At 61.3% G+C, this 23,514-nt stretch carries 14 protein-coding genes; 3 read left to right on the top strand and 11 right to left on the bottom strand.

Annotated features, from left to right (window positions below; all coding sequences use genetic code 11):
* Window positions 1–18 precede the first annotated feature (18 nt).
* The 9 genes from QCE64_RS28870 to QCE64_RS28830 form a co-directional block, all read right to left on the bottom strand.
* On the bottom strand, window positions 19–825 hold the full coding sequence (locus QCE64_RS28870) for an SDR family oxidoreductase (RefSeq protein ID WP_310007613.1): 807 nt from the start codon (window positions 823–825) through the stop codon (window positions 19–21).
* Between the two features lie 39 nt (window positions 826–864).
* The gene (locus QCE64_RS28865; protein WP_404987786.1) at window positions 865–1,611 is read right to left on the bottom strand and encodes a GntR family transcriptional regulator; all 747 of its coding nucleotides are present in this window, start codon (window positions 1,609–1,611) and stop codon (window positions 865–867) included.
* Window positions 1,612–1,764: 153 nt separating this feature from the next.
* Window positions 1,765–3,684 (bottom strand): response regulator, encoded by a 1,920-nt coding sequence (locus QCE64_RS28860; RefSeq protein WP_310007612.1) that lies wholly within the window; start codon window positions 3,682–3,684, stop codon window positions 1,765–1,767.
* On the bottom strand, window positions 3,681–5,423 hold the full coding sequence (locus QCE64_RS28855) for an ATP-binding protein (protein ID WP_310007610.1): 1,743 nt from the start codon (window positions 5,421–5,423) through the stop codon (window positions 3,681–3,683). The genes QCE64_RS28860 and QCE64_RS28855 overlap by 4 nt, the downstream gene beginning before the upstream one ends.
* A gap of 2 nt (window positions 5,424–5,425) precedes the next feature.
* On the bottom strand, window positions 5,426–6,490 hold the full coding sequence (locus QCE64_RS28850; protein ID WP_310007608.1) for an ATP-binding protein/SpoIIE family protein phosphatase: 1,065 nt from the start codon (window positions 6,488–6,490) through the stop codon (window positions 5,426–5,428).
* Window positions 6,475–6,915, bottom strand: a complete 441-nt coding sequence (locus tag QCE64_RS28845) for an anti-sigma regulatory factor (protein ID WP_309925699.1) — start codon at window positions 6,913–6,915, stop codon at window positions 6,475–6,477. The genes QCE64_RS28850 and QCE64_RS28845 overlap by 16 nt, the downstream gene beginning before the upstream one ends.
* Before the next feature lie 21 nt (window positions 6,916–6,936).
* On the bottom strand, window positions 6,937–7,296 hold the full coding sequence (locus QCE64_RS28840; RefSeq protein ID WP_309821055.1) for an STAS domain-containing protein: 360 nt from the start codon (window positions 7,294–7,296) through the stop codon (window positions 6,937–6,939).
* Between the two features lie 61 nt (window positions 7,297–7,357).
* Window positions 7,358–8,266: an STAS domain-containing protein gene (locus QCE64_RS28835; protein ID WP_309927484.1), complete on the bottom strand. Its 909-nt coding sequence runs from the start codon at window positions 8,264–8,266 to the stop codon at window positions 7,358–7,360.
* A 281-nt stretch (window positions 8,267–8,547) separates the two neighbouring features.
* Window positions 8,548–8,895 (bottom strand): response regulator, encoded by a 348-nt coding sequence (locus QCE64_RS28830; RefSeq protein WP_309821057.1) that lies wholly within the window; start codon window positions 8,893–8,895, stop codon window positions 8,548–8,550.
* Between the two features lie 236 nt (window positions 8,896–9,131).
* Here QCE64_RS28830 and QCE64_RS28825 point away from each other — a divergent pair, with 236 nt between their 5' ends.
* Complete coding sequence (locus QCE64_RS28825; protein WP_310007606.1) at window positions 9,132–10,508, top strand: nucleobase:cation symporter-2 family protein; 1,377 nt, start codon at window positions 9,132–9,134, stop codon at window positions 10,506–10,508.
* Between the two features lie 9 nt (window positions 10,509–10,517).
* Here the strand turns inward: QCE64_RS28825 and QCE64_RS28820 are convergent, their stop codons facing one another.
* Window positions 10,518–19,952 carry a hypothetical protein gene (locus QCE64_RS28820; RefSeq protein WP_310007604.1) on the bottom strand — a complete coding sequence of 3,145 codons (9,435 nt, stop codon included), beginning with the start codon at window positions 19,950–19,952 and terminating at the stop codon, window positions 10,518–10,520.
* Window positions 19,953–20,428: 476 nt separating this feature from the next.
* Here QCE64_RS28820 and QCE64_RS28815 point away from each other — a divergent pair, with 476 nt between their 5' ends.
* The gene (locus QCE64_RS28815) at window positions 20,429–21,256 is read left to right on the top strand and encodes an alpha/beta fold hydrolase (RefSeq protein ID WP_309925691.1); all 828 of its coding nucleotides are present in this window, start codon (window positions 20,429–20,431) and stop codon (window positions 21,254–21,256) included.
* Here the strand turns inward: QCE64_RS28815 and QCE64_RS28810 are convergent.
* Window positions 21,253–22,059 carry an exodeoxyribonuclease III gene (locus QCE64_RS28810; protein ID WP_310007602.1) on the bottom strand — a complete coding sequence of 269 codons (807 nt, stop codon included), beginning with the start codon at window positions 22,057–22,059 and terminating at the stop codon, window positions 21,253–21,255. The two genes, QCE64_RS28815 and QCE64_RS28810, sit on opposite strands and share 4 nt — an antisense overlap.
* A 134-nt stretch (window positions 22,060–22,193) precedes the next feature.
* Here QCE64_RS28810 and QCE64_RS28805 point away from each other — a divergent pair, with 134 nt between their 5' ends.
* Entirely contained in the window at window positions 22,194–23,420 is a 1,227-nt protein-coding gene (locus QCE64_RS28805; protein ID WP_310007600.1) for an MFS transporter, read from the top strand.
* Window positions 23,421–23,514 lie beyond the last annotated feature (94 nt).

The following is a 23,514-nucleotide window of genomic DNA, read 5'->3' as shown; positions in this document are numbered from 1 at the left end:
CGCTGTCGTTCGAACCGCTCAGAGCACTTCGACGTTGCCGCAGACCGAGATCGCCTGTCCCGAGATGCCGCTGCCCGCGGGCGAGCACAGGAACAGCGCGGTCGCCGCGATCTCTTCGGGCGTCGTCATGCGGCGCAGCGAGATCTTCGCGAGATACTGCTGCTCCATCTCTTCGTAGGGCAGGTTCAGCTGCTTCGCGCGCGCGGCGATCACGCGTTCGATGCGCGGCCCTTTCACGATGCCCGGCTGGATGGCATTGACACGGATGTTCGCGGGTCCGAGTTCGATCGCGAGACTCTTCGTCAGTCCGACGATGGCCCACTTCGTCGCCGCATACGGCGTGCGGAACGCATAGCCGAGGCGCCCCGCCACCGAGGACAGCGCGATGATCGTGCCGCCGCCCTGTGCGTCGCGCAGCAGCGGCACCGCACGGCGCGCAAAGAAGAACTGCGCGTTGAGATTGACGTCGACGGTCTGCTCCCAGTCCTCCACGCCTATCTCGTCGATACCGCCCGTCGGACCCGCGATGCCCGCGTTGTTCACCAGCACATCGAGCCCGCCGAGTTCGCGCTGCACATCGGCGAACACGCGTTCCACCGCTTCCTGGTCGGCGACATCGGCGAGTGTCGAAGTGATCGCGTTGCATTCGGTGCGCGCTTCCGCTTCGTTCAGCGCCGCGATGGCGTCCGGACTTGCGTCGCAGACATGCACGCGCGCGCCGGCGTCGATGAAGGCGCGCGCGATCACCAGGCCGATGCCCGATGCGCCGCCCGTCACGAGCACGCGCAAGCCTGCGTGCGGCTTCAGCATCTGCAGAACCGTCATTCGCTGTCTCCGTTGTATTTGGCTGCGTTCAGACGTTCGTCAGGCGCTCGCCTGCGCGTCGTCCTTCGTGTTCGTGTCTTCGCCCGTCAGGCCGAGTTCGCCGCCTTGCAGGCGTTCCTGAAGATCGGCGGCCGCCGCGCCGATGTCTTCCTCGATGCCGGCGCGCGCGCCATCGCCATCGCCGCGCCAGAGTGCTTCGACGATGTGGCGGTGCGCGGTCATGGACCCGCGCATGTGCGGAATGTCCGGTGCGACGAGATTCAGGAACGGCCCGATGCGCATCCAGAGGTTCTGGATCGTCGCCAGCGTGAGATCGCTGGCGCCGTGCGTGTAGATGGCAATGTGAAATTCGAAGTTGCTGCGCAGGTAGGCGGGTGCATCGCCGGCTTCGACGTGTGCATCCATCGTGTCGAAGATGGCCTGCAAGGCCTCGAGCGATTCGCGCGTCATGCGCGACGCCGCCCGCCTCGCCACCGCCCCTTCCAGCGCAATGCGCACGTCGCGCAGTTCGTCGAGGAGATCGAGTGTCATCGGCGGGACCATCAGCGCACGGCCCGGACCGTCGATCAACGCGCCTTCCGCCTGCAGACGCGTCAGCGCGGCGCGCACCGGCATGGTGGATGAACCGACCGCCTCCGCGACGCCGCGCAGACTCAGCAATTGTCCGGGCGCGAAGCGGCCCGTCATGATCGCCTGCCGCAACTGCGCGTAGACGCGGCTCGCCATCGTCTCGCGCGCCACCAGTTCGAGTGCGGGTAACTCGGTTGTCGAGCGTGTCGCCACCATCGCCTCCGTTCTTGCGTCCGGCTGCCGGGATGTCGTGCGTTTCATGTGACCTGTGATCACATCCCAAGATGATGAGAGTGTCCGACCGATACGCCTTGCGCGTCAACCGTCGATTGCTAGGTGAAAACGCGGACGGGGAAGTCCGCGTTCGGCTTACTCGAACCGCGCCTGTACCGCGCGCTGGATCTCCGCGAACGCCACTGGCTTCACGAAGTGATGATCGAAGCCGGCTTCCTTCGAGCGTTGCCGGTCGTGCGCCTGACCGTAGCCCGTCACCGCGATGAGCAACGCATCCGCTGTAGCCTTGCGGGCGCGCATTTCGGCGGCGAGTTGATAACCGTCCATGCCAGGGAGACCGATGTCGAGCAGCACGATGTGCGGTTCGAACGCGTCCGACAACGCGAGTGCCGCGTGCGCATCATGAGCCGTGCGCACGTCGTAGCCATCCGCTTCGAGCAGCAGCGACATGGCGGTGGCGGCGTCCACGCTGTCGTCGACGAGCAGCACGCGCCTGCCGCCGCTCGCGCTCGCAGGCGCGGCGCTGACGTCACGCGGAACCATTGCCACGTCCTTCGCCAGCGGCAGCCACACGACGAACTCGCTGCCTTGCTGCGGCCCGGCCGAGAACGCCTCGATGCGCCCGCCCTGCAGTTCGACGAGCGTCCGCGCGAGCGGCAGACCGATGCCCAGGCCGCCTTCCGAGCGTTCGAGCGACGTCTCCGACTGCACGAACAGATCGAAGATATGCGGCAGCATGTCGGCGGCGACGCCGATGCCCTTGTCACGCACGGCAATGCGCACCTCGTCGCCGAACTGCTCGAATTCGACGGCGATCTCGCCTTCCTCGAGGCTGTACTTCGATGCGTTCGACAGCAGGTTGCCGAACACCTGCGCGAGCCGCACGTTGTCGCCGGTGACGTAGAGCGGCGTCTCGGGCCATGCGACGTGCAACTTGTGGCGCTTGCGTTCAAGCGCGGGCTGCACGGTTTCTATGGCTGCCGCGATCGCCGCCGAGAGATCCACCGTTTCCTGGCGCAGCGTGATCTTGCCTTGTGTGATGCGCGCGACGTCGAGCAGATCGTCGACGAGACGGCTCAGATGCCGCACCTGCCGGTCGATGATCGCGCGCACCGTCGAGAAGTGCTGCGCGGACGGCGCGCGGTCGGGATCCAGCAGGTCCACCGCGTTGCGGATGGGCGCGAGCGGGTTGCGCAACTCGTGCGCGAGCATCGCGAGGAACTCGTCCTTGCGGCGATCCGCCTCGCGCAGCAGCAGTTCGGCGGCCTTGCGTTCCGAAATGTCGTTGACGATCCCCGCAATCCGATAAGGCCGCGCCGGATGCCCCGCCGCGCCCGGCACCTGGAACGCGCGCTCGGCGACCCAGCGCGGCCCGCCGCTCGCGCGCGTGATGCGGTACTCCACTTCGTACGGCGTGCCGTTCGCGAGCAGTTGACGATACGCGGCGGCCACGTGCTCGCGGTCGAGCGGCAGGATGTCGCCGGACCAGTGATCCGGGCCGGGCGCAGGCGCGGGCGCGCCGCTGCCGGTGTCGAACAGATGCCCGTACGCCGGGCTCACATAGAGCAATGCGTCGGACGCGGGATCGAGCATCCAGAAGACATCGTCGATATTTTCGGCAAGCTGGCGAAAGCGCTCTTCGCTCTCGCGCAGCGCATTCTCGGCGAGCCGCGCACGCAGCAGCGCGCGCACGTGCGCAATCAGTTCGGCGGGCTCGACGGGCTCGGTCAGATAACTGTCGGCGCCGCCTTCGAGACCGCGGATCCGGTCGAGGCTGTGCACGGCCGCCGCCGAGGTTTGCAGCACCAGCGTGCTTGCCGTCTCCGGCGCTGCCTTGATCTGCCGGCACACTTCGAGCCCGTTGATGTCGGGCAGCTTCACGTCGAGCAGGACGAGATCCGGCGCTTCGGCGCGCACGCGCTCCAGCGCGCCGTTGCCGGTGGCGGCCTCGATCACGTTGAAACCCGCGCGCGACAGGATGCGCGTCTTGGCATAGCGGGCGCCGTCGTTGTCGTCGACGTTGAGAATCAGCACGTCGTTCCAGTCGCTTCTCATATGGCCTGGCTCCCGTCGCGATGCAAGCGCGTCACGGCACTCAACGCGTCCGGCAAGCCGCTGCCGCCGACAGGTTCTTCAACAAAGGCCGCGGCGCCGAGCGCCTGCGCCTCGCCGCGATCATCCGCCTGTCCGAGCACGACGATCGGGACATCACGGGTGGCGGCCTGCGCGCGCAACGCCGCCAGCCAGATCCAGGCTTCGGCGGGCGCTGGACGCGCCGCAAGCAACAGCGCGGCAAGCTGGGTCCGTGCCAGCAGCCGGCCGGCTTCATCGAGCGTCGCGGCCGTCATCGTCCGATACGGCGACGCACGCAGCGCCGCCTCGCAGTCGAGCCGTTCGACCGGACTGCTCGCGACGATCAGCACGGCCGGCCGCGTATCGCCGGCGGCGTGACAGGCAGCGCCGACGTCCGCGCCATAGTGCGCGGGAATCGTCGCGCTGAAGACGGAGCCGCGCCCCGCTTGGCTCGTCAGCGACACATCGCCGCCGAGCAGCTTGCACAGCTTGCGGCACAGCGGCAGACCGAGGCCGGTGCCCTTCACATACTGTTGCAGCCGGTTCTCGACCTGGCCGAACTCCTCGAAGACCACCTGCTGATGTTCCGGCGCGATGCCGATCCCGGTATCGCTGACCGAGAACGTGATCAGCCGGCGCGCCTCGTCGTAGCTCGCGGCCACGCGCACCTCGCCGCGTTCCGTAAACTTGAGCGCGTTCGACACGAAATTGCGCAGCACCTGTGCGACCTTGGCTTCGTCGGTGTGGATGGGCGGCAGGCCGTCGCAGGCCTCGAAGATCAGCTCCACCGCACCGCCGGGCGACAGCGGCCGCAGCATGCCGCGCAGCGCCGAGAAGAGCACGTCGACTTCGAAATCCACCGGACGCACTTCGATCTTGCCCGCTTCGATCTTCGCGAGATCGAGCAGGTCGTCCACCGTTTCCGAGAGATCCTCCGCCGCCTTGCGAATGAAGCGCACCTGCTTTTCCTGTTCGCCCGTCAGATCGCCGTCGATGCGCTCCAGCAGCAGCTTCGACAGCGCCCGGATGGACGACAGCGGCGTGCGGAACTCGTGGCTCATGTTGGACAGGAAGCGCGACTTCGATTCGTCGGCGCGGCGCAGATGATCGGCGCGGGCGTCAAGTTCCGCATAGAGCGCGACCACGCCGCGATTGGTGTCCTCGAGTTCGCGCGTCAGACGCGTCAGCTCTTCCTGCCGCTCGCGCAGGTCGGCGAGCGCGGCGATCAGTTCGCGGTTCTGGCGCTGCAATTCATCGATGGTGTTTTCGCCCGACTGACGCGCAAGCGTCTGCGCGACGCGTTGCAACGTCGCGTCGTCAACGTGCGCGGATTCGGGCAGCGCCTTCGCGAGTGTGACCGACGTGCCGCCGTCCGCCTTATCGGCGATCGTGCATTCGTCCATCAGGCGCTGCGCCGCGAGCAGGCCCAGCGTGGCCTGTGAATCGTCCGGGTGCAGGGCGCGCAGACGTTCGCCCGCGCCCGTGCCGCACTCGAAGCGCACGACGAGGCGCGGCGGACGCGCGGCGGCGTCCATGAAGAAATCGGCATGCGGCGCGCGGCCCGCGAGCATCACGGTGCGCGCCACTTCGAGCACCGAGGTCGCAATGCGCGTCTGTTCGCGCGGCGTGAAGCCGAGCGCGGCGCTCGCCTCGCGGGCTTTCACGCGGGCCGCGACGACGTCGTGCTCGCCTTCCAGCGGCATCGCATAGAGCGGCCGCATGCTTACGCGCCTCCCGTCGTGCGGGCGACGAAAACGGTGATATCGTCGCGGCCGCGCGCGAAATCGCGATACAGCAGCGCCGCGATGAGCGCCGGATGGCGCAGGGCGATGCCCGGATAGCGCGCCAGGTCCCAGCGCGTGGCGAGCCCGTCCGAATGCAGCACGACGAGCGCGTTCGGCGGATAAGGCACGTCGAAGATCTGCGCGCGCCGCGATCCATGCCCGACGATGCCGCTATGCGACACCAGATGGCGGTGCGAGGCCTCCGCCCACACGCTCGCCGAAATATTGCCGATGCCCGCGAACGTGACCGGCATGCCGGCCTTCGCCGCGGACGCCGGCATCCGCGCGATCCCGACCGCCGCGCCGCGCGTGGCGCGCAGCGCGTCGTTGGCGAGGTCCATGATGCGGTCGAGCGGCTGTTCGCCTTGCGTGCCGAGCACCTTGGCCGCCTCGACCGCCGCGACGTTCGCGAGCGGCCCGTGGCCGAGACCGTCGGCGACCATCACGGTGAATTCGCCGTCGTGCGCGTGGCAGGACCAGGCATCGCCGGATACGGTTTCTGTTTGCAGCGGCAGATTGACGACGCCGTAACTCAACGGCGCGGCGGGCGTGCCCGACGGAGCCGGTGAATTCCAGAACACGGTGCGCAACAGCGTGCCCTGGCCCGGCGCACTCCAGATGTCGAGTTCGCGGGAGAGACGTTTGATCGCGCCCATGCCGGTGCCGGGGCTGCCGGCCGTGGTGTAGCCGTCCTGGAAGCAGCGGTAGAGATCCTGGATGCCCGGACCGCCGTCGATGCACAGCACCTCGATGCCATGGCGCGGTGCGGCAATCGCGCCGCGGTCGGCGAGCGGCCGCACCAGCAATTCGCCGCGCTGGGCGTGCTTGAGCAGGTTCGTGCCGCATTCCGTGACGACGATAGCCAGTTCGCCCGCGGTCGTCTCGTTGAAGCCGAGACCGCGCGCAAGCTCGCCGATGGAACGCCGTGCATAGGCGATCTGGGTGGCCTCGGCGATCTCGTAGCGCTGCTGCGCGGCCATCGATTCCTTCAAAAGGGTTTCCATTTGGTAATCGAAATGTGCGTGCCCTCGCCCGGCGCCGAGCGAATCTCGAACTCGTCGCACAGGCGCTTCGCGCCGCCCAGACCGAGGCCCAGACCGCCGCCCGACGTAAAGCCGTCCGAGAGCGCTCGCTCGATGTCCGGAATGCCGGGACCGTTGTCGACGAACTCGAGCTTGAGTCCGCGGCGGCCATTGCGCTCGACGACATAGCAATGCGCGTCGCCGCCGCCTCCGTAGATCAGCGTATTGCGTGCCAGCTCGCTGGCCGCCGTCACGAACTTGGTCTGATCGATGAGCGAAAGGCCTTGCGCGACCGCTTTCTGCCGCAGGAACTGGCGCAGACGGACGATCTGCTCGTCATTGCGGATCGGCAGCGTTTCAGGCGGCGACGAAGAAGCCGGCGCGGCAGTGGAATGGAAGGTGGTCATGGAATCGTTCGCACGCCGCCGTCAGAACGGGCTGCTGCCGGTCAGCAAGGCCATGCCCTTCTCCACGTTGAGCGCCGTGCGCACGCCGGACAGCGTGAGACCCAGCTCGACCAGCGTGATCGCGACGGAGGGCTGCATGCCCACCACGACGGTGTCGGCATCGAGCACGCGCGCCATCGCGGCGGTGTTGCCGATCATGCGGCCGATGAAGGAATCGACCACGTCGAGTGAAGAAATGTCGATCAGCACGCCCTTGGCGCCGTCCTTCACGATGCGGCTTGTCAGGTCGTCCTGCAGCGTGAGCGCGAGCCGGTCGTGCATGTCCACCTGGATGGTGACGAGCAGGAGCTTGCCCATCGTGAGAATCGGAATGCGTTCCATCGCTTCGGTCCCGTTCAGTCGCTTGACGTGTCGTGTGTGCTGTGAATGGCGTTGAGACGCGTCATTCCGGTTGCAGCGAGTCGTGAGCAGCGCTCGCGCGCGAGGCGTCCGGCGCGCTGTTGCCCGCGACAGACTTACCGGTGCGCTGGAGCGCGACCACGAAAGCCGCTGCGAGCGTGGCCTTGGTCGTGACGTTCGAGAGGTTCACGCCGAGATGCACGATGGTCTGCGCGATCTGCGGACGAATGCCGCTGATGATGCAGTCCGCGCCCATCAGGCGCGCGGCCGCGACGGTCTTGAGCAGGTGCTGCGCGACGAGCGTATCGACGGTGGGCACGCCGGTGATGTCGATGATCGAGATGGCCGCGCCGGTCTCGACGATCTTCTGCAGCAGGTTTTCCATCACGACCTGCGTGCGTGCGGAGTCGAGCGTGCCGATCAGCGGCAGCGCGAGAATGCCGTCCCACAGTTGCACGACAGGGGTGGACAGTTCGAGCAGTTCCTGCTGCTGGCGCACGATCACTTGCTCACGGCTCGCCTGGAACACTTCCGTGGTGTACAGGCCGAGTTCGTCGAACAGCGTGCTGATCATCCAGGTGAGATCGGCGAGCGTGGCGGGGTCGTTGTCGAGCGATTCGCGCAGGCGCACGAAGAGCGGCTGCTTGAGCGAGAACACGAACATGGCGGTTTCGACCGGCGTGAAACCCTGGCGCGCGCGCTGCGCCGACATGTCCGCTAGGAACGCGCGGACTTCCTGCCAGGCGGGCGCCTTGAAATCGACGCGTTCGGCCGTGCCGAGCGCGTCCGTCAGCAGGGCAACGAATTGCGCGAACTGATTGCGCAGTTCCGCTTCGCCGACCAGTCCGCGCCGCGATGCGATCGCGTGTTGCTGCGCGAACCACTCCGCGAAGAGCGCTTCCGGGTTGCTGTTGAACAGTTGGGCAAGCCGCATTCCGCCGACCATTTCCATGCCGAGATCCTTGTGCGTGTTGGTTCGTTTGGGCAACGTGGCCCGCTTTCGTTATTGGGTATTGCACTGCTGCACGCGCCGCGAGACGCGTCGAAGCAAGGCAAAGGCGCTGGGAATGTAGCACGCCATCCTGAAAATCGACAGTCCGGGAACCCTTTACGGATAAGGGATTCGCGGATTTTCTGTGCGGCGATCCATGCTCGCGGCGGAAATCGGCAAATGCTTCCGGCCGTTCGTCAAGGCGTGGACAAAAAGCGGTCAAATATCCAGTCGACGAAAGCTTAGTCGGACAGCAGGAAGAGTTCGAGGGCGGGCAGGCTGATCGGTTTGAGGAGGAAGCCGTCGAAGTCGGTGACGCCGCTGCCTTCGATGACGTCCGTGTGGCCGGTCATGGCGATGATGCGGGCGTCGCTGCTTGGGCCGGCGGCGCGGATGGCGCTGCAGATTTCGCGGCCGTCGGCGTCAGGGAGGGAGATGTCGAGGAAGATGCGGTCGAAGCGTTCGCGTGAGGCGAGCGCGAGACCGGCGGCGCCGTCATGCGCGACGGCCGCGGTGTGGCCCAGCCCGCTTGCGATATCGACGAGGGTCTCGATGCAAGCGCGGTTGTCGTCGACGAAGAGCAGGTTCATCGTGACTGGCTCCGTTTCTGCGGATGAAACGAGTGCGCCTTGGGCGGCGTGGAGCACAGTGTAGTGCATCGTGCCGGGCGCAAGCGACTTTACGGCGGCGGCGCGCGAGGCTTTGTCCGCGATGCGCTGGCAACCTTCGCATCCGCGATGCCGTGTATAGCGGCGCGATTATTTTTCCGGGCGGGGTGCGGTGCAATACTCGGGCGCACTATCCCTCCGATCCCGCTGGAGCGCACATGGCCCACACTCCTCATCCCGTCGACGAAGTGCTGCCCTTCGGCCAGCTGCTCGCGGTCGGCATCCAGCATGTGCTGGTGATGTACGCGGGCGCGATTGCGGTGCCGCTCATCATTGGCGCGGCGCTGAAGCTGCCGAAGGAGCAGGTGGCGTTTCTCATCAGTTCGGACCTGTTTGCTTGCGGCATTGTCACGCTGGTGCAGTGTCTGGGCGTGTGGAAGTTCGGCATTCGCTTGCCGGTCATCATGGGCGTGAGCTTCGCGCCGGTCGGGCCGATGGTCGCGATGGCGTCCTCTGGCGCGGGCATTACGACGATCTTCGGCGCGACCATTGCGGCGGGGGTGTTCGCCATATTGATCGCGCCGTTTTTTGGGCGGTTGATGCGCTTCTTTCCGCCGATTGTCACCGGCACGATCATCCTGACCATTGGCATTACGTTGTTTCCAGTGGCGATCAACTGGGCCGGTGGCGGACGCGGCGCGGCGAACTTCGGCGAGCCGCGCAACCTGTTGATCGCGGTAATCGTGCTACTGGCGATCTTGCTGATCAACAAGTACTTGAAAGGTTTCATCGCCAATATCTCGGTGCTGCTTGGGATGGCAATTGGCTTCGTGCTGGCGTTGCCGTTTGGATTCGTTGATTTCTCGGGGATTGGTCAGGCGGCGTGGTTCGCGCCGGTACGGCCCTTCGCGTTCGGCATGCCGAGTTTCGATCTGGCGGCGATTGCGTCGCTGTGTCTGGTGATGGTCGTCATCATGGTGGAGTCGCTCGGGATGTTCCTTGCGTTGGGCGATCTGACGATGCGGCCGGTATCGCGGAATGACGCCACGCGGGGGTTGCGTACTGATGGGCTGGGGACGGTGATTGGCGGTGTCTTCAATACGTTTCCGCATTCGTCGTTTTCGCAGAATATCGGGCTTGTGGGGATTACTGGCGTGAAGAGCCGCTGGGTGGTTGCGGTTTCTGGTGGCATCCTCATTCTGCTTGGGTTGCTGCCCAAGCTGTCCAATCTGATTGCTTCGATTCCTGTTGTGGTGTTGGGCGGCGCCGGGATCGCCATGTTCGGGATGGTCGCGGCTACAGGGGTCAAGATCCTTTCCAAGGTGGATTTCGAGAGCAAGAACAATTTGCTCGTTATTGCTATCAGTCTTGGAGTGGGGGTTATACCGCTCGTCGCGCCTTCGTTTTTTGCTCATATGCCCGCATGGGCGGGCCCGCTTACGCATAGTGGGATTACGCTTGCCGCTGTGTTCGCTATCTTGCTTAACGCGTTGTTTAATCGCGGGGGCGAGACGGGCAACATCGAACAGGCGCTGGCGGCGGAGATGCCGCTCAGCTTGCGGAAAGGCGATGGTGAACCTGCGTCTTGGGAATGAGTAAGGCCTTCACTCGAACCATCTCCAATAAAGTTTCCGCGTCTGAGGCAGCGACTTCCATACCTTGAAGCTGTACGTGAAAGCACTGAATCTGTCCGGGTCAGCGTGGATGTCGCTCAACAGATAGACCAGCAGGGAGAAGTTGTCGGGATTGGCCACCGCGTCCCGCACGGCCTCGCTTGACGGCGCGCTGACGGGAGGCATGAAACCCTCCAAAGAAGCCGAAGCCGGTCTGTGAACAGGCTCCAGCAGGGGCGAAACGTCGATTCCGATCTCGTGGCCCGAAGGATTGAGGGAATCTGCCAATTTGTCCATGAAGGTCTTCGTTGTTTTGGCAAATACCGGCTTGTCCTCGTGCAGAAAAATGCCGTAGGTCCGGGAAAGGCGGCTAAAGAAAGTCCTTTTGTCAGCCAACTTTTCACGCTCAAGCTGCGCCCGAAACGTCTTCATCAGCGTTTCCCAGGTCCTCTCCACGCGTTTGCTGCTCGTGGTTGCTACAAAAGCTTCACGAATCAGACACCGCGTAATGTGATTCAACCGAACCAGATACGCCGTGCCGAAACGTTCATACTCCATGGGGTCGAAATCATCATCTCGCATGACCAGCGGAATGATCGTCTGCCGAGCCATGTATTTTCCCTCTTTCCAGGTATTCCCCTCAAGCAGGAAGCCAGGACCCGTGATCGTCTCAGCATACTGACTGTAACCCTCCTCTATGTCCTCCCTCCAGACGGTCGACTGGATGTCGGATACTCGCCTGATGTCAAACGCTGATCCGGGCATGGCGGACAGGAGGTTCCCCTGCGACTCGCCCAGATACGCTATGTCCGTGATGAGGCTGACAGATTCCAGATAATCAAGCATGTTCTGGGCATTCAACTCGAAGCTCTTCAGGGCCGACTCGGTCGATTCACCCCATGCCAAATCGAAGGATTGCTTCGTCTTTTCAGCATAAGACTCTTTCTTCATCACGCGCAGCGCGAGCTTCAGAACCATCGTTGCCTCGCTCTCCGCTGCACGCAAGTTGCGCAAAAGCCGCTGCACTCGCTCGGGCTTGTTCCAAAGTTCCGTGCCTACCCTGTCCGGCTCGACGACACTGCCCACCGGCACCGGCACGGTGTCTCCTACCCAATCGGAATAACGCCTGCGAAGCGCCTGCAGAAGACCATCATTGCTTTGCTGAAGCGCGAAATAGTTGTACTCCTGATTCAGTACGACCCGCTGCACCGCGTTTCCTGACTTGATGTAGAAAGTGCGCGTCTTCGGTTGCAAACTGGTTGATGTCGTCTGGCAAAATAGGCCGGGGCCTACCTGGTCGAGAGGCAGGTGATTGAGCGGCGAACTGGGCTGCATTGTATTCAAGTTGATCGGAAGGAACATCTTGTCCAGGAAGCCTTTCACCAGGTGTACGTCCGAAAAGATGTCAGCCAGACTCCTCGTCGCCACCGGAACCAGTCCTTTCTTTGTCAGGCGAGCAAAATCCAAGGTCAGTGGATTGAAAGGAAATGAGAGCGGATTGAAGATGTGATAGGTCAGGTTGAAAAATTCCTTTCCAAGACTCCAGAGCGCTTTTTTTCCGCTCTGTGACACAGCGTGAGACACTACGAATCGTCCGCGCCATCCGCTGTTCTTGCCAAACTGCCATAATGGCTTCGAAGCGATTGCTTTCACAGTCAGGCTCATTGAATGCGCGGATGGTATGACTGTGAGAGCCAGGGAAACTGAATCAAGCATGATGGACATGGGATCGATGCTGTAGTTCTCATCCAGTTGCTGTTTTCGGATTTCGGAATAGAACGGAACAAAAAATCCGATCACCTTGTCCGTCAAGTGTAATTCGAACATTGAAGTCTTGAACTGATCAATCAACTCATTCATATCGCGGCGCGTTTCATTGAATAAATAGCGCAAGAGTTCAGTTTCCGGGACCTTATTTCGGGAGGCTGCATCGTTGTCCGCCTCCAAATTCCATAGCCATTGATGTTCTTTATCCTTTCCGATCCCCAGATAAGTAGTCACCTTCCCGAAGAAGCACTTGGGATCTGACTCGCTTGTTTTCGTTCTTTTCGCCGCAAGATTGAAGAAATGGCTCAGGAAAGTCAGAATCTGGTCGCACGACGTGTCTTTGGAATTTTCTACGTCCTCCGAATTCTCCACCTTTTTCGAATTCTCTGTTTCTTTGCCGCAGGCGCCGGGATCGCCCTTGATCCATATCATCTTCGTGCTTAGCCCCCGGAGTATGGTTGCCGCGTTGTCTTCCGTTTGAAGTGCCTCCACTTTCTCGCTCGTGCTGCCCCTCACGAATGCAAAGTAAAGCCAGGAATTATCCGCCAGTTTGATATAATGTATGCGTACACTCAGCTCTGGAAAATCCAGTCCGATGATCTCCTGAATGTTATAAAAATTATCGAAATCGATCTGTGCGGATTCCAGCGCGTTTCGGATTACGGTACCGCAATCGTACGGAAGACTTGTTTTTTTATAATTCTCGAACTGCTCATCGTTTTTTGTATAGCGACTATTGTCTTCTCCCATCAGGGAAGACGGCAACAGCTCAAACATGAACTTGTAATTCTCAGGCTTCTCCGGAAAGATTGCATAGGGGTGGAACAAGCGAGCCTTTTCCTTGAATTCGCGCAGGAGTTGTGCATAGGACAGCTGCTCTACTTCAGTGATTGATTTTCCATTTGTATTGATCTGGAAAATGATGGCGGCGAGAATGGCTGTATCGGCATTGACAAAATCCAGGTCCGCATTATCCGTTGCCCGCTCGATGGCGATGGCTGATTCCAGGCATCGCACAATATCACAATAAGTGCGCGTGACGGTATATTGATTTTTTTTCAGCTTGTTTCCCAATTTATCAATCAGGAGATAGAGCCGAGACTGGGCCCGCAGCTGATTCAGGAGATAGTACTGCGCCGCCGCGAGCTCGCCGCCGGACATTGAAAAGCCCGGAAGCGATCCACGTCGGGTTGCAAGTTCCGCCAAGGCGCCCGCGTAGATGGCATGAAGCAATGCGGACTCCATTTTCGACTCCCTTGCCGCGCGAATATTCGAGAGTACGACTCGATACTTCTCCTCATATTTCTTCCCCGTCTCCAGTCCTGCAACGTAGGCTTTGAAAGTCTCGACGTATCGCTCAGGCATTCTGATCAACTCGCGGCGCTCAGTCAGTGCATTCCGTCTGTCATCCAACTCTTTGTGCCTTTTAGTAAGCCACGTTACATAGCGGCCCGCCCATTCAACGATGTGCATTGCATCGGCCGTCCGGCTGAACGCGTCCAATAGCCGCTGGAAGCCGACGCCGATATCTTCTACAAATTTCTCCGCTGGCGATTTGCTTTCGTAGTCGGGGCTGACGCTACCCTGGCGATGGTCCAACATGTCTTTCGCTTGTTTTTGGAGGGCTTGCGTCTTCGCCGTCTCGGCAGTCAGATAGGCCATTTCCACATCGACCAGATTGAGTTCTTTCTTGATCCGCTCGAGACTGTTTTCCGGAACGGTATCGCCTTCCATGATCTCGTTTATGATCGACACGTCGATCTGGTCCTCGATCAAACGTGAGGGATAGATTCGGCCGAGGATTTTGTAGATCTCGTCAGACAATCCGAGATCCAGTATGCCGTCGGCGCTCGATCGCGCCGAAAAAAACGCGATCAACTGCGCGCTCAGCACGATCACGGAAATCCATTCCTCGTTTTTCTTCTCTTGACGATATTGCTTTTCACAGACGCTCAACGCGCTCGCCATCCGTTTGACGATCGCCTTGGCGTTGTCCAGCGGATGATGGGCGAGACTTGATTCCGTGGTTTGCGAAAGTAACAGGCCCAACTCGCCCTTCGTCAGGACGAGTTTCATATAGGCTTCGAACCAACGCGGCGCCGACTCCGCGTCCCATCCCAACGACCAGGTGTCGTGGTACACGGCTATCACGACATCGCAAGGTGTGCCATCGGCCCACGCCGCATGCAGCAGGCCCCTGCCGACTCCTATCCACTCGAACGCCCAAAAGGAGTGGTCAAGATACATATAGAGCTTCTCGGAGGATTCGAGATAGTCGTAGTACAGCCTGCCTGGCTGACCGTCGGCTCGTTCGGCGTAGTTAAGCGCCCCGGCTTTCTCGAATGAGCGAACCAGCTTCATCAACGACTCCGTGGGCGCCCAGTGCGCGGTACCGGTTTCTTCCGTCATGGACGTCACCTTGCCATCGCAGTCGAGCATCGAGGGCACGAGACCGAGCTTGTCACTGTAAAGCACGTGCAGCCGTGCTTCCGCACCGCTTTGCTGATAGCGGATGTAACCATGGTGCGTGACGTCCGGCGCCGCGAAAACAGAGGGTGGACGACTGACTTCATTCCAATCAAGCTGCCAATAGCCTGACTCACATTTGTAGTAGAAGGCCCCCGTAGCGTCGCTGTAAACATCCGTCTGCGCTGTCGCGGTCATGCCCGTGGCGGAAGAGGGCTTATGTGCTTGCTCCGCGGCGAATTTGAATCTCGCGATCCGGTCAACCATTCCGTGCTTTGCAGGTAAAGCATCCGGTCGAACCGTTGCGTCATATCGGGACGACATGCGACGGAAGCTCACGGAGGAGCCGAAGATATTGACTTCTCCTCCCAGGAAATACGCCGGCGTCCAATCTCGAGTGTTGTCGTAGACCAAAAGCATCGAATGCTCACTCTCCCCGTCATCCTGCCAATAGCGCACGATCCCGGCGGCCTGGATTTTTCTCATCTTCGGCTTTGGTTTGTGGCCATCGACGCGCCACCAAACGATTGGCAGATAGGTGCTCTCCCTGACCCAGATGAAATACTTTTCGCCCGATCCCTCCCTGGACTGAAACAGCCGTTGAGGCAATGCGCCGGACTTCCGGCGAAACAAGTCACTCGGAATCGGCTCAGACCCGGGATGGGCATTGGCAAGCAACTCGAGGAACAAATGACTCCGATGCTTGCCTTTGGCCGCTGCGACATCATGCTCGACGTAATCAGAAGGAGTCTCCGGCGTGGCTTCCGCGTAGACTTTGTTTTTCCATTGTTGCAGGTACTGCCATCCCAGCTTTTCCTGGTAGACCACCGCGATTCCTCCGCCGCTCACCAACTGCAATGTTCCGCGGAATCGAATAAGCGGATCGCCGACGAGGGGATCCGCCGGCGCATGGCCGCGCAGTTGATCGATCTTCCATTGCCGGCCGGCAATATCGACGTAATGCGCGCCATTGCTGTAGCGGCCGAGTTGAGTATCAATATTCAGTGGCAACGCGACGCTCGGCCCGACCACCGCATAGGCCGTCTCGTTTCTCAATCTCTCCTCCAACTTCGACCTGCCCTTTGTTTTCTCACTCACGTTGGTCACTGCGCGGGATTCGATGACATGCGGAGCATCCGCGCTGGAAGAGAGATTGAGTGCTTCGTTCTCGTCTTCATTCGACGGCTCATTGCGAGGCTGTTGCAGTCTGGATCGAAGCCAAGGGACGAACGCGATAAGCGCGCCGCCGGCGATCAGACTCACGCCCATCCACAGCGACACGCGCGACACTGTTTGCAATCGACGGCGCCGAATTTTTATCCGCGGGGTGCCAGCTGCGAGGCCCTGCTCGACGTCCGGCTCGGTGCTGATGTCATCCGTTTCAGCCGTAGAGTCCGCGCTCCCCGTCACCGTCTCGCGTGTCGGCACACGCGAATATGGCGTCTGTCCGGTCACACCATAAAAAAGCAGACCCGCAACACCCAGCGCGCCCAATACCCCAGCGACGGTGAATATCGATACCCCGCCAAACGAAGCTGTCTGACCGCCTCCCGCGCGTTGCAGAAACATCTGGTACATGTCGGCAGTCATCTGAAAATTTTCCAGATCCCGCGGGCAGTCGACGTCCTTTTCCGGCTCCGTGCCCGATCTGATACGACCCAGCAATGACCAAAGGTCCTGAATGGAGGCGTCCTGCTCGTCTTCCGCGTCATCCGTATCAACCGTGCTGAACCTCTTTGCGGATTCAGCGCTTATCTCATCCGTGATGAACTCCTCGTCGCCGCCCGCTCCGGCGCCGCCAGGCGGCGCCAAGGAGACAAACCATTGCCCATCGCGATGGACAACCGCTGGATTCGCAGCAATGTACACGGCGCTGCTACTGCCGGGTTTCAGAAGACGATAGACATCTTGTGCCGTATCCCGGCCGATCTTGTAAGCGCGGCTCGCCACGAGAATGAAACGCCCGGACGGCTTTTCGAAGACTTCAATATCATTATTCGAGGTGCCGACGATGACACGCTTCTCGTCGTCCAAGAGTTTGATCCCGATGTGCGCGAAACTTCCATCAGAGTCCCACTCGCTCAAAAGAACGTCTTTCTGGACCACCGGTGGCGCAGGGTTACGCCCTTTTAGAAGGTTCCTCATCTGCAATGCCGAAGGGGCATACGTCTTGATGCTGATCGCCGCGACGTCGGCGGCTTTTTCTGTCAAATCAACGAGAGATCGCAATTTCGAACGTGGAGGACCCAATGGAACGCGCTTGGGAGGAGCGTCCTTCGGATGGCCATCGGACTCCTCCTGGCCGCTGAGCCGCCTGAAACCATCGGTCAGCAATGACGCCACATAATCGGCAACGCTTCGCCGCAAGCGAATAACCGAAGGATCATTGTTGTCCGCCAGAATGGCACTGAGTTCGGCGCCCCATTCCAGCCACGATTCGGCGTCCGGCAGGTTTCTCCCGATATGCATGCGCGCCGCGAGCAGATCCGGGATGAATGGAATCAATTGCATATATGGCCGGACCCATGCGTGACCCAGCCTGTCCATCTCCATGAGGGTCTGCGCGAGACTCTTTGCCCGCTGCGCCTGATCCGCCGATTCGGCGTGCATCAGCAGAAACAAATCGAAAGTCAGATGCACGGTCCATACATGCGAACTCAGTTCGTCGACGATGTACGCGCCGAACTTTACGTAGGCAGCCATGGCGGGCGATGACCGAAAGTATTCTTTGACGCGTGCCAGGAATTCTGCCTTGCTGGGGCAGGCGCTCCTGAGCGTATCAAGAATGACTTCGGCGATCACGCGCTTCGTTTCAGCGTCACCGCTCGCCAAACTCGCTGCGCCGCCCTCGATGCATTTCTCAACAGCCGGTTTCAAAAGGATGTTGTAGAAAGCATCCGTGACCAGCGCCGCCGTGGGATTGGCCACGCGGATGTAGCGCACCCCGACCTCTCTGAGCGTGCTCTCCAACGCACGAGTCAGCATTTCCCTGACGCGCTGACACGTCGCTGGATCATCCGACATGAGATCCGCCACGCAACCCAACGTCGCGCTCGCGACCGCTCCAACACCATGCAGCCGCTCGTCCGAAACGTGATAAAGCAAGCCGGACAAGCCATGTTGCGCGGCTTGCACGACCCCGCGGGCAGACACGACAGAGTAGATGTCGTTCACACTGAAGCACGGTGAGTTGATCAACGGCAGGAAGAGCCTGAGTCGCTCCAGCACGGCATCATTGGGGAATACGAGCTTGCTCCATTGATCCATGATCGTTGAATCAATCAGCGTTCTCCAGGCATCCGCGTTGAGAATATGTTGACGCAACGCGGCCAGGCGGTTCTGCTCCGAATCCGAGGCCGGCAAGACCGACATACTTCTGAAAAGTCTGCTCGCGGCACGTAGCGGCTCGCTGTATTGAGCAGGCAAGTCTTGCGCAACCCGGGCCGCAACGTCTTGATCAGCCAGCAGCGCCGCGAGGATACTGAGCCGCTCGGCCATGGACTCCGCCGAAGCCAGCTTGCCCGCCCACGGCGCCAACGTTGTCAGATATGAGAGGCCGGAGACAGACTTGAATACAGGCCCCATCACCTGTTCAAGCACACTCTCGGATCCGAGCATCTTCAGAATACCCTTCAGGTAATCCTCGAAGCCTTGTCCCGTCTCGACAATGTGAATGAACTGCCCGGCCGTCAGCAGACCACGCCGAACCGGATCGATCAGAAGCACTATTTTCTGTATCGTTTCAGGGCCGAGCACGTACCCCATCGGCTCACTCTGTACCAAATTGAGCAGCGCGATGAACGCTTCGTTCAGATTGCCGATCACGTGAGCATCCGGATTCAGGCTGACCGCCGCGAGGCTGCTCGACACCTTCCCGAGCGTCGGCACGACGTCCACGATCGATTCCTTGAAATCGCGGGGGAGCTGCGTCTCGCAGTCGATGAGGGTTTTTATCGCCCCGAGCTTCTTGAGGAGCGGCTCGTCTTTGCGGCAGATTGATTCGAGACGTGCGTAAAGGCTGCGCCCGTCATCGAGCAAGTCGCCAATGTTACAAAGCACCGACATGCAGACGTTCAGAGATTCGGTCAATCGCGCGCCGAGAAATGTGGTCATGCAGGGCTTGCTGATGATCGCTTGCACGCCTTGCAGCGCTTCCGACTTGGACTTGGCCGTGAACAGACCGGCAAGCGCTTTGAGGACGTCATCAAAGTCGACGAGCCATTGATCCATCTCGGAGAAGATCTGGCTCGTAGATGCCGTAAAGGAGGCAGCCTCGCGGACGTCTGCTTCGAACAGACCTTCCGATGCCAAGGTTTCGATCCGGCTCAGCACATCGTGGATTCCGGAAACAGCTGCAATGTTGTCGAAGCGCGTTCGCAGGCCCTGGAGCTTTTGGATGTAAGCCTGCTCGGACTGACCCAATGCGGGCGGAACGGCCAGGTAGTTTTGCAGCGGGCCTGGCAGTCTGGACACGCAATTGCTGAATGCCACGTTGGCGTTGGCCTTGCGCAGGATCAGTTCTCCACCTGCAGAAGCATCAACGTCCGTGATGCCAGCCTGAAACCTTTGCAGCTCAAGGTAGTAAAGGTTGAACCTTTTTTGCCAATCCAGAGTGTGCTCGATCGTTGCCTTGATCGAGTCGGGAATCAGTTCGGCAATCGACTCATTTTTTTCAATGATGGACCATAGCAGTCCCGGCTTGTCCGATCCCGGCAGCGTCGCATCCGCGACAACGTCCCGGAGCGACCGGTAGGTCCTCCAGAGTTGCAGCACGCTTTGCAGCGCCGACATCGAGGAACTCAACCGCACCTGCATATCATCCGGAAGCAGCAATAGATGCTTGCAGACAAGCGCGTACACGTCCTTGAGGGCGCTTTCCCATTGCGGCACATCGAATTGTTCAAACCCGAGAAACAACCTCTTCAAGTCGCGGTAGGACGTCTCGATTTCGCGATATGGCCTGAATATGGCCTGCACGATTTCGAGCACAAGGGTGCCCGCGATTGGCTTCACCACGTCGGCCAGCCCGATGCCTCTGCCAGTTCCCGGCGACGCATCCGCCGCCTCGTCATCAATCGGACCAGTTCGAAGACTGGACGGATACGCGGAGGATTCCGCGCGAGCGCCTCGTCTCGCTCCGACATGGCTCGAATTTGATGGCAATTGAGGATCGAAGCTCAGCGAAACTGGCATATCAGATCACCATTATGGGCATGTATGGCAATCAATCGGTGCAGCGCGTATGCGTATCCCGCCGGCGAACGCATACGGCGCCCCTGGGACATTGCTGGCAGGTGCACGGTATTGAATGCGTGACGAGTGAAAAACGTTCCGAATGCATGATTGCGATCAGGAATCCGGCGGAACATGCGGGGCATGCCGACGCATCAGAACCTGAACCGCACGCAAAGATAGGGAAGAGGGCAGGAGATGTGCGACCGGTGCACCGCATTTGAGTAGCTCTTGTGTAGCGACCGCGTCGATCGATCGTCTGACTATGCCGCTCATCCTAACAGCGTGATCACTGCCTGATTTTCACCCTGACACTAATCTACAAATAGTCAGCAACCATTTGACGGTGATTGCCGTTTTAAGCAGCAATCGATAAAGTTCCGATCAGCATGAAGAGACTTTAAAATCTGACGCGTGTCAGGCCATCCCAAACGCCCATGATTGCAGCCTTCTGGACGCTTCTTGCTGTACTCGCCGCGCTGTACGCCATCGCGCTGGGCGGTCTTTACTGGCTGCAGGGGCGCCTCGTCTATCCGCTCGAACGGATACAGACGTTCACGAGTGAACAATTGGAAGCCCGCACGGAACCCATGCAACTGAAGACGGAAGATGGCCTCAACTTGACGCTTCGCTATGCATCCGCGCCTGACTCGTCCCTGCCGACGGTTATCCTGTTCCACGGCAACGGCGAAGACCTCTTCCAGCGAGCCCACATCGCGCTAGAGCTGATCAACGCCGGCTACGGCGTATTGCTCGCCGAATACCGCGGCTACGGCGGCAACCCAGGCAAACCGAGCGAACCCGGCCTCTACGCCGATGCCCGCGCAGCGTACTCATTCGTCTCAGCACGTTCGAAGAACATCGTCCTGCACGGATACTCCTTGGGCTCCGGCGTAGCGGTCCAGCTTGCAAGCGAACAAACTCAACCCCTGACCGCGCTGATCCTGGAAGCGCCCTTCACCAGTATCGTCGACGTCGCCGCCCGACGCTTCCCGCTCTTCCCCGTCCGCACGCTCGCCCGCGACCGTTACGACAGTCTCGCAAAAATCGCCTCCGTCCGTGTACCGCTCCTGATCTACGGCGGCACCGCCGACGGCGTCATCCCGCCCGACCAGTTCCAGCGCCTCTACGACGCAGCGCGCAGCGAGAAGCGCATCGCGCTGATAGAAGGCGCCGATCACCTCAACGTGTGGACCCAAGGCGGCCGCGACCACGTCATGCAATTCCTCGCATCGCTGCCCGCCACGCGCGCCGAGCGCGTCTAGCCACCACGCTTACGCGAGGTCTTGAGCGTGATCCACGTCGGCGCATGATCGCTGGCATGCGGCTCGCCGCGCACCCATGTATCGACGCCCGCGCCCGTCAGCTTCTTCGCAAGATCCTTGCTGAGCAGAAGATGATCGATGCGCAAACCCGAATTGGTCTGCCAGTGATTGCGGAAGTAATCCCAGAAGGTATAAATGCGCTCGTCCGGAAAAGTCTTGCGCAATGCATCCGTCCAGCCCTGCCCTAGAAGGTCCGCATAGGCCGCGCGGCTCTCCGGTTGCAGCAACGCATCCTTCTTCCACGAACGCGTGTTGTAGATGTCCTCGTCAGTCGGCACGACGTTGTAGTCGCCCGCAAGCACCACCGGATGGCCGCTGCCCAGCAACGCCCGCGCATGCGCGTTGAACCGCTCGAACCACGCGAGCTTGTAGTCGAACTTCGGGCCCGGCTGCGGATTACCGTTCGGCAGATACAGGCAGCCGATCAGCAATCCGCCCACCGCCGCCTCGATATAACGGCTATGCGTATCGTCCTCGAAACCCGGCACGCCCTTGCGGCTCAGCACCGGCTCCGCGCCCTTCGCAAGGATCGCCACACCGTTCCACGACGGCTGCCCATGCCACACCGCGCCATATCCCGCAGGGGCAATGGCCTCCGCGGGAAACTGCGCATCCGTGGCCTTCAACTCCTGCAGGCAAACGATGTCGGGCGCTTCGCGTTCGAGCCAGCTCAGCAGGGCAGCGAGCCGCGGACGAATGCCATTGATATTGAATGTCGCGATCTTCACTCGGAATCTCTCCATCGAACGATCGGAATCGGGCCGTCAGGCGCACGCAGTTTGCGTGCCTCAAGAAGGCGCCGGCTTTTCGGCGGCCAGCAGAACAATTAAAAATCTGCCACAGTCACGGCAAAACCGCTCCACTCCCCCCTTTTCCCATGTCCGCCTCGCCGTCCCAGTCACCATCCGACGTCTCCGCTCACTGGCAACGCAATCTCTACATCTGCCTCTTCGGCTCCTTCACCACCGTCGTCGCGATGACCCTCCTGCTCCCGTTCCTGCCGCTCTACGTGCAGCAACTGGGAGCGTCGTCGGAGGCGGCGGCGGTGCAGTGGTCCGGCGTCGCGTTCGGCGCAACCTTTCTCGGCGCAGGACTCGTCGCACCGCTCTGGGGCCGGCTCGCCGACCGCTACGGCCGCAAACCCATCCTGATCCGCGCCAGCCTCGGCATGGCCATCACGATGTCCCTGCTCGGCGTCGTACAGACAGTCTGGCAACTCGTGGCGATACGCTTCCTCGCCGGGCTCGTCGGCGGCTACGCGAGCGGCGCCATCGTCATGATCGCCACCCAGACGCCCAAGCATCGCACCGCGTGGGCGCTCGGCACGCACGCCGCCGGCATGATGGCGGGCAACCTGGTCGGACCGCTGATCGGCGGACTGTTGCCGGGTCTGATCGGCATCCGCTCGACCTTCTTTCTCGCTGGCGGCCTGATCTTCTGCTCGTTCATCATGACGACACTCTTCGTGAAGGAAGAGCGGCGCGCACCGGATCCCTCGACATCCCGGCGCGGCGGCGGCTGGCGCGACATTCCGCTGCTCACGCCCGTCTTCGCCATGCTCGCGAGCGCCATGCTGCTGATGTTCGCGAACATGTCGATCGAGCCGATCATCACCATCTACGTGGCGCAGCTCGTCCAGGACCCGAAGCAGGTCACGCTGGTCGCCGGCATCGTGATGTCCGCCGCCGCCCTCGGCAGCGTGCTCGCCGCGCCGCGCATCGGACGGCTCGCAGATCGCATCGGCGCAACCAAGGTCATCGTCTGCTGTCTCGCGCTGTGCGGCGTGTTGCTGATTCCGCAGACCTTCGTCACCAACGGCACCCAGCTCGTCGTGCTGCGCTTCCTGATGGGACTCGCGCTCGGCGGACTGCTGCCCGCCATCACGAGCGTCGTGCGTCACAACGTGCCGGATCACACGGTCGGCTATATCCTCGGCTACGCGACGTCCGCGCAGTACATCGGCCAGGTTACGGGGCCGCTCGCGGGCGGCTTCATCGCGGCGCACGCGGGCATGCGCTCGGTCTTCGTCATGACCAGTGTGCTGATGTTCGCCGGCGCAGCGTTCAATGCGTGGGTGTTTCTGCGCAAACCACGCACGCCCTGAGCGCGCATCGATACGCTCTCGCCAACCCACCCGCTGCGCCCATCAAACCATCGTCCGCGCACGCCCCGCGAGAAAGGCGAAAACCGCGACGGCC

It is taken from the genome of Caballeronia sp. LZ043, assembly GCF_031451075.1.
Classification (GTDB): Bacteria; Pseudomonadota; Gammaproteobacteria; order Burkholderiales; family Burkholderiaceae; genus Caballeronia.
The sequence above is the reverse complement of the archived record's forward strand: the minus strand, read 5'-3'. Positions and strand labels throughout refer to the sequence as shown.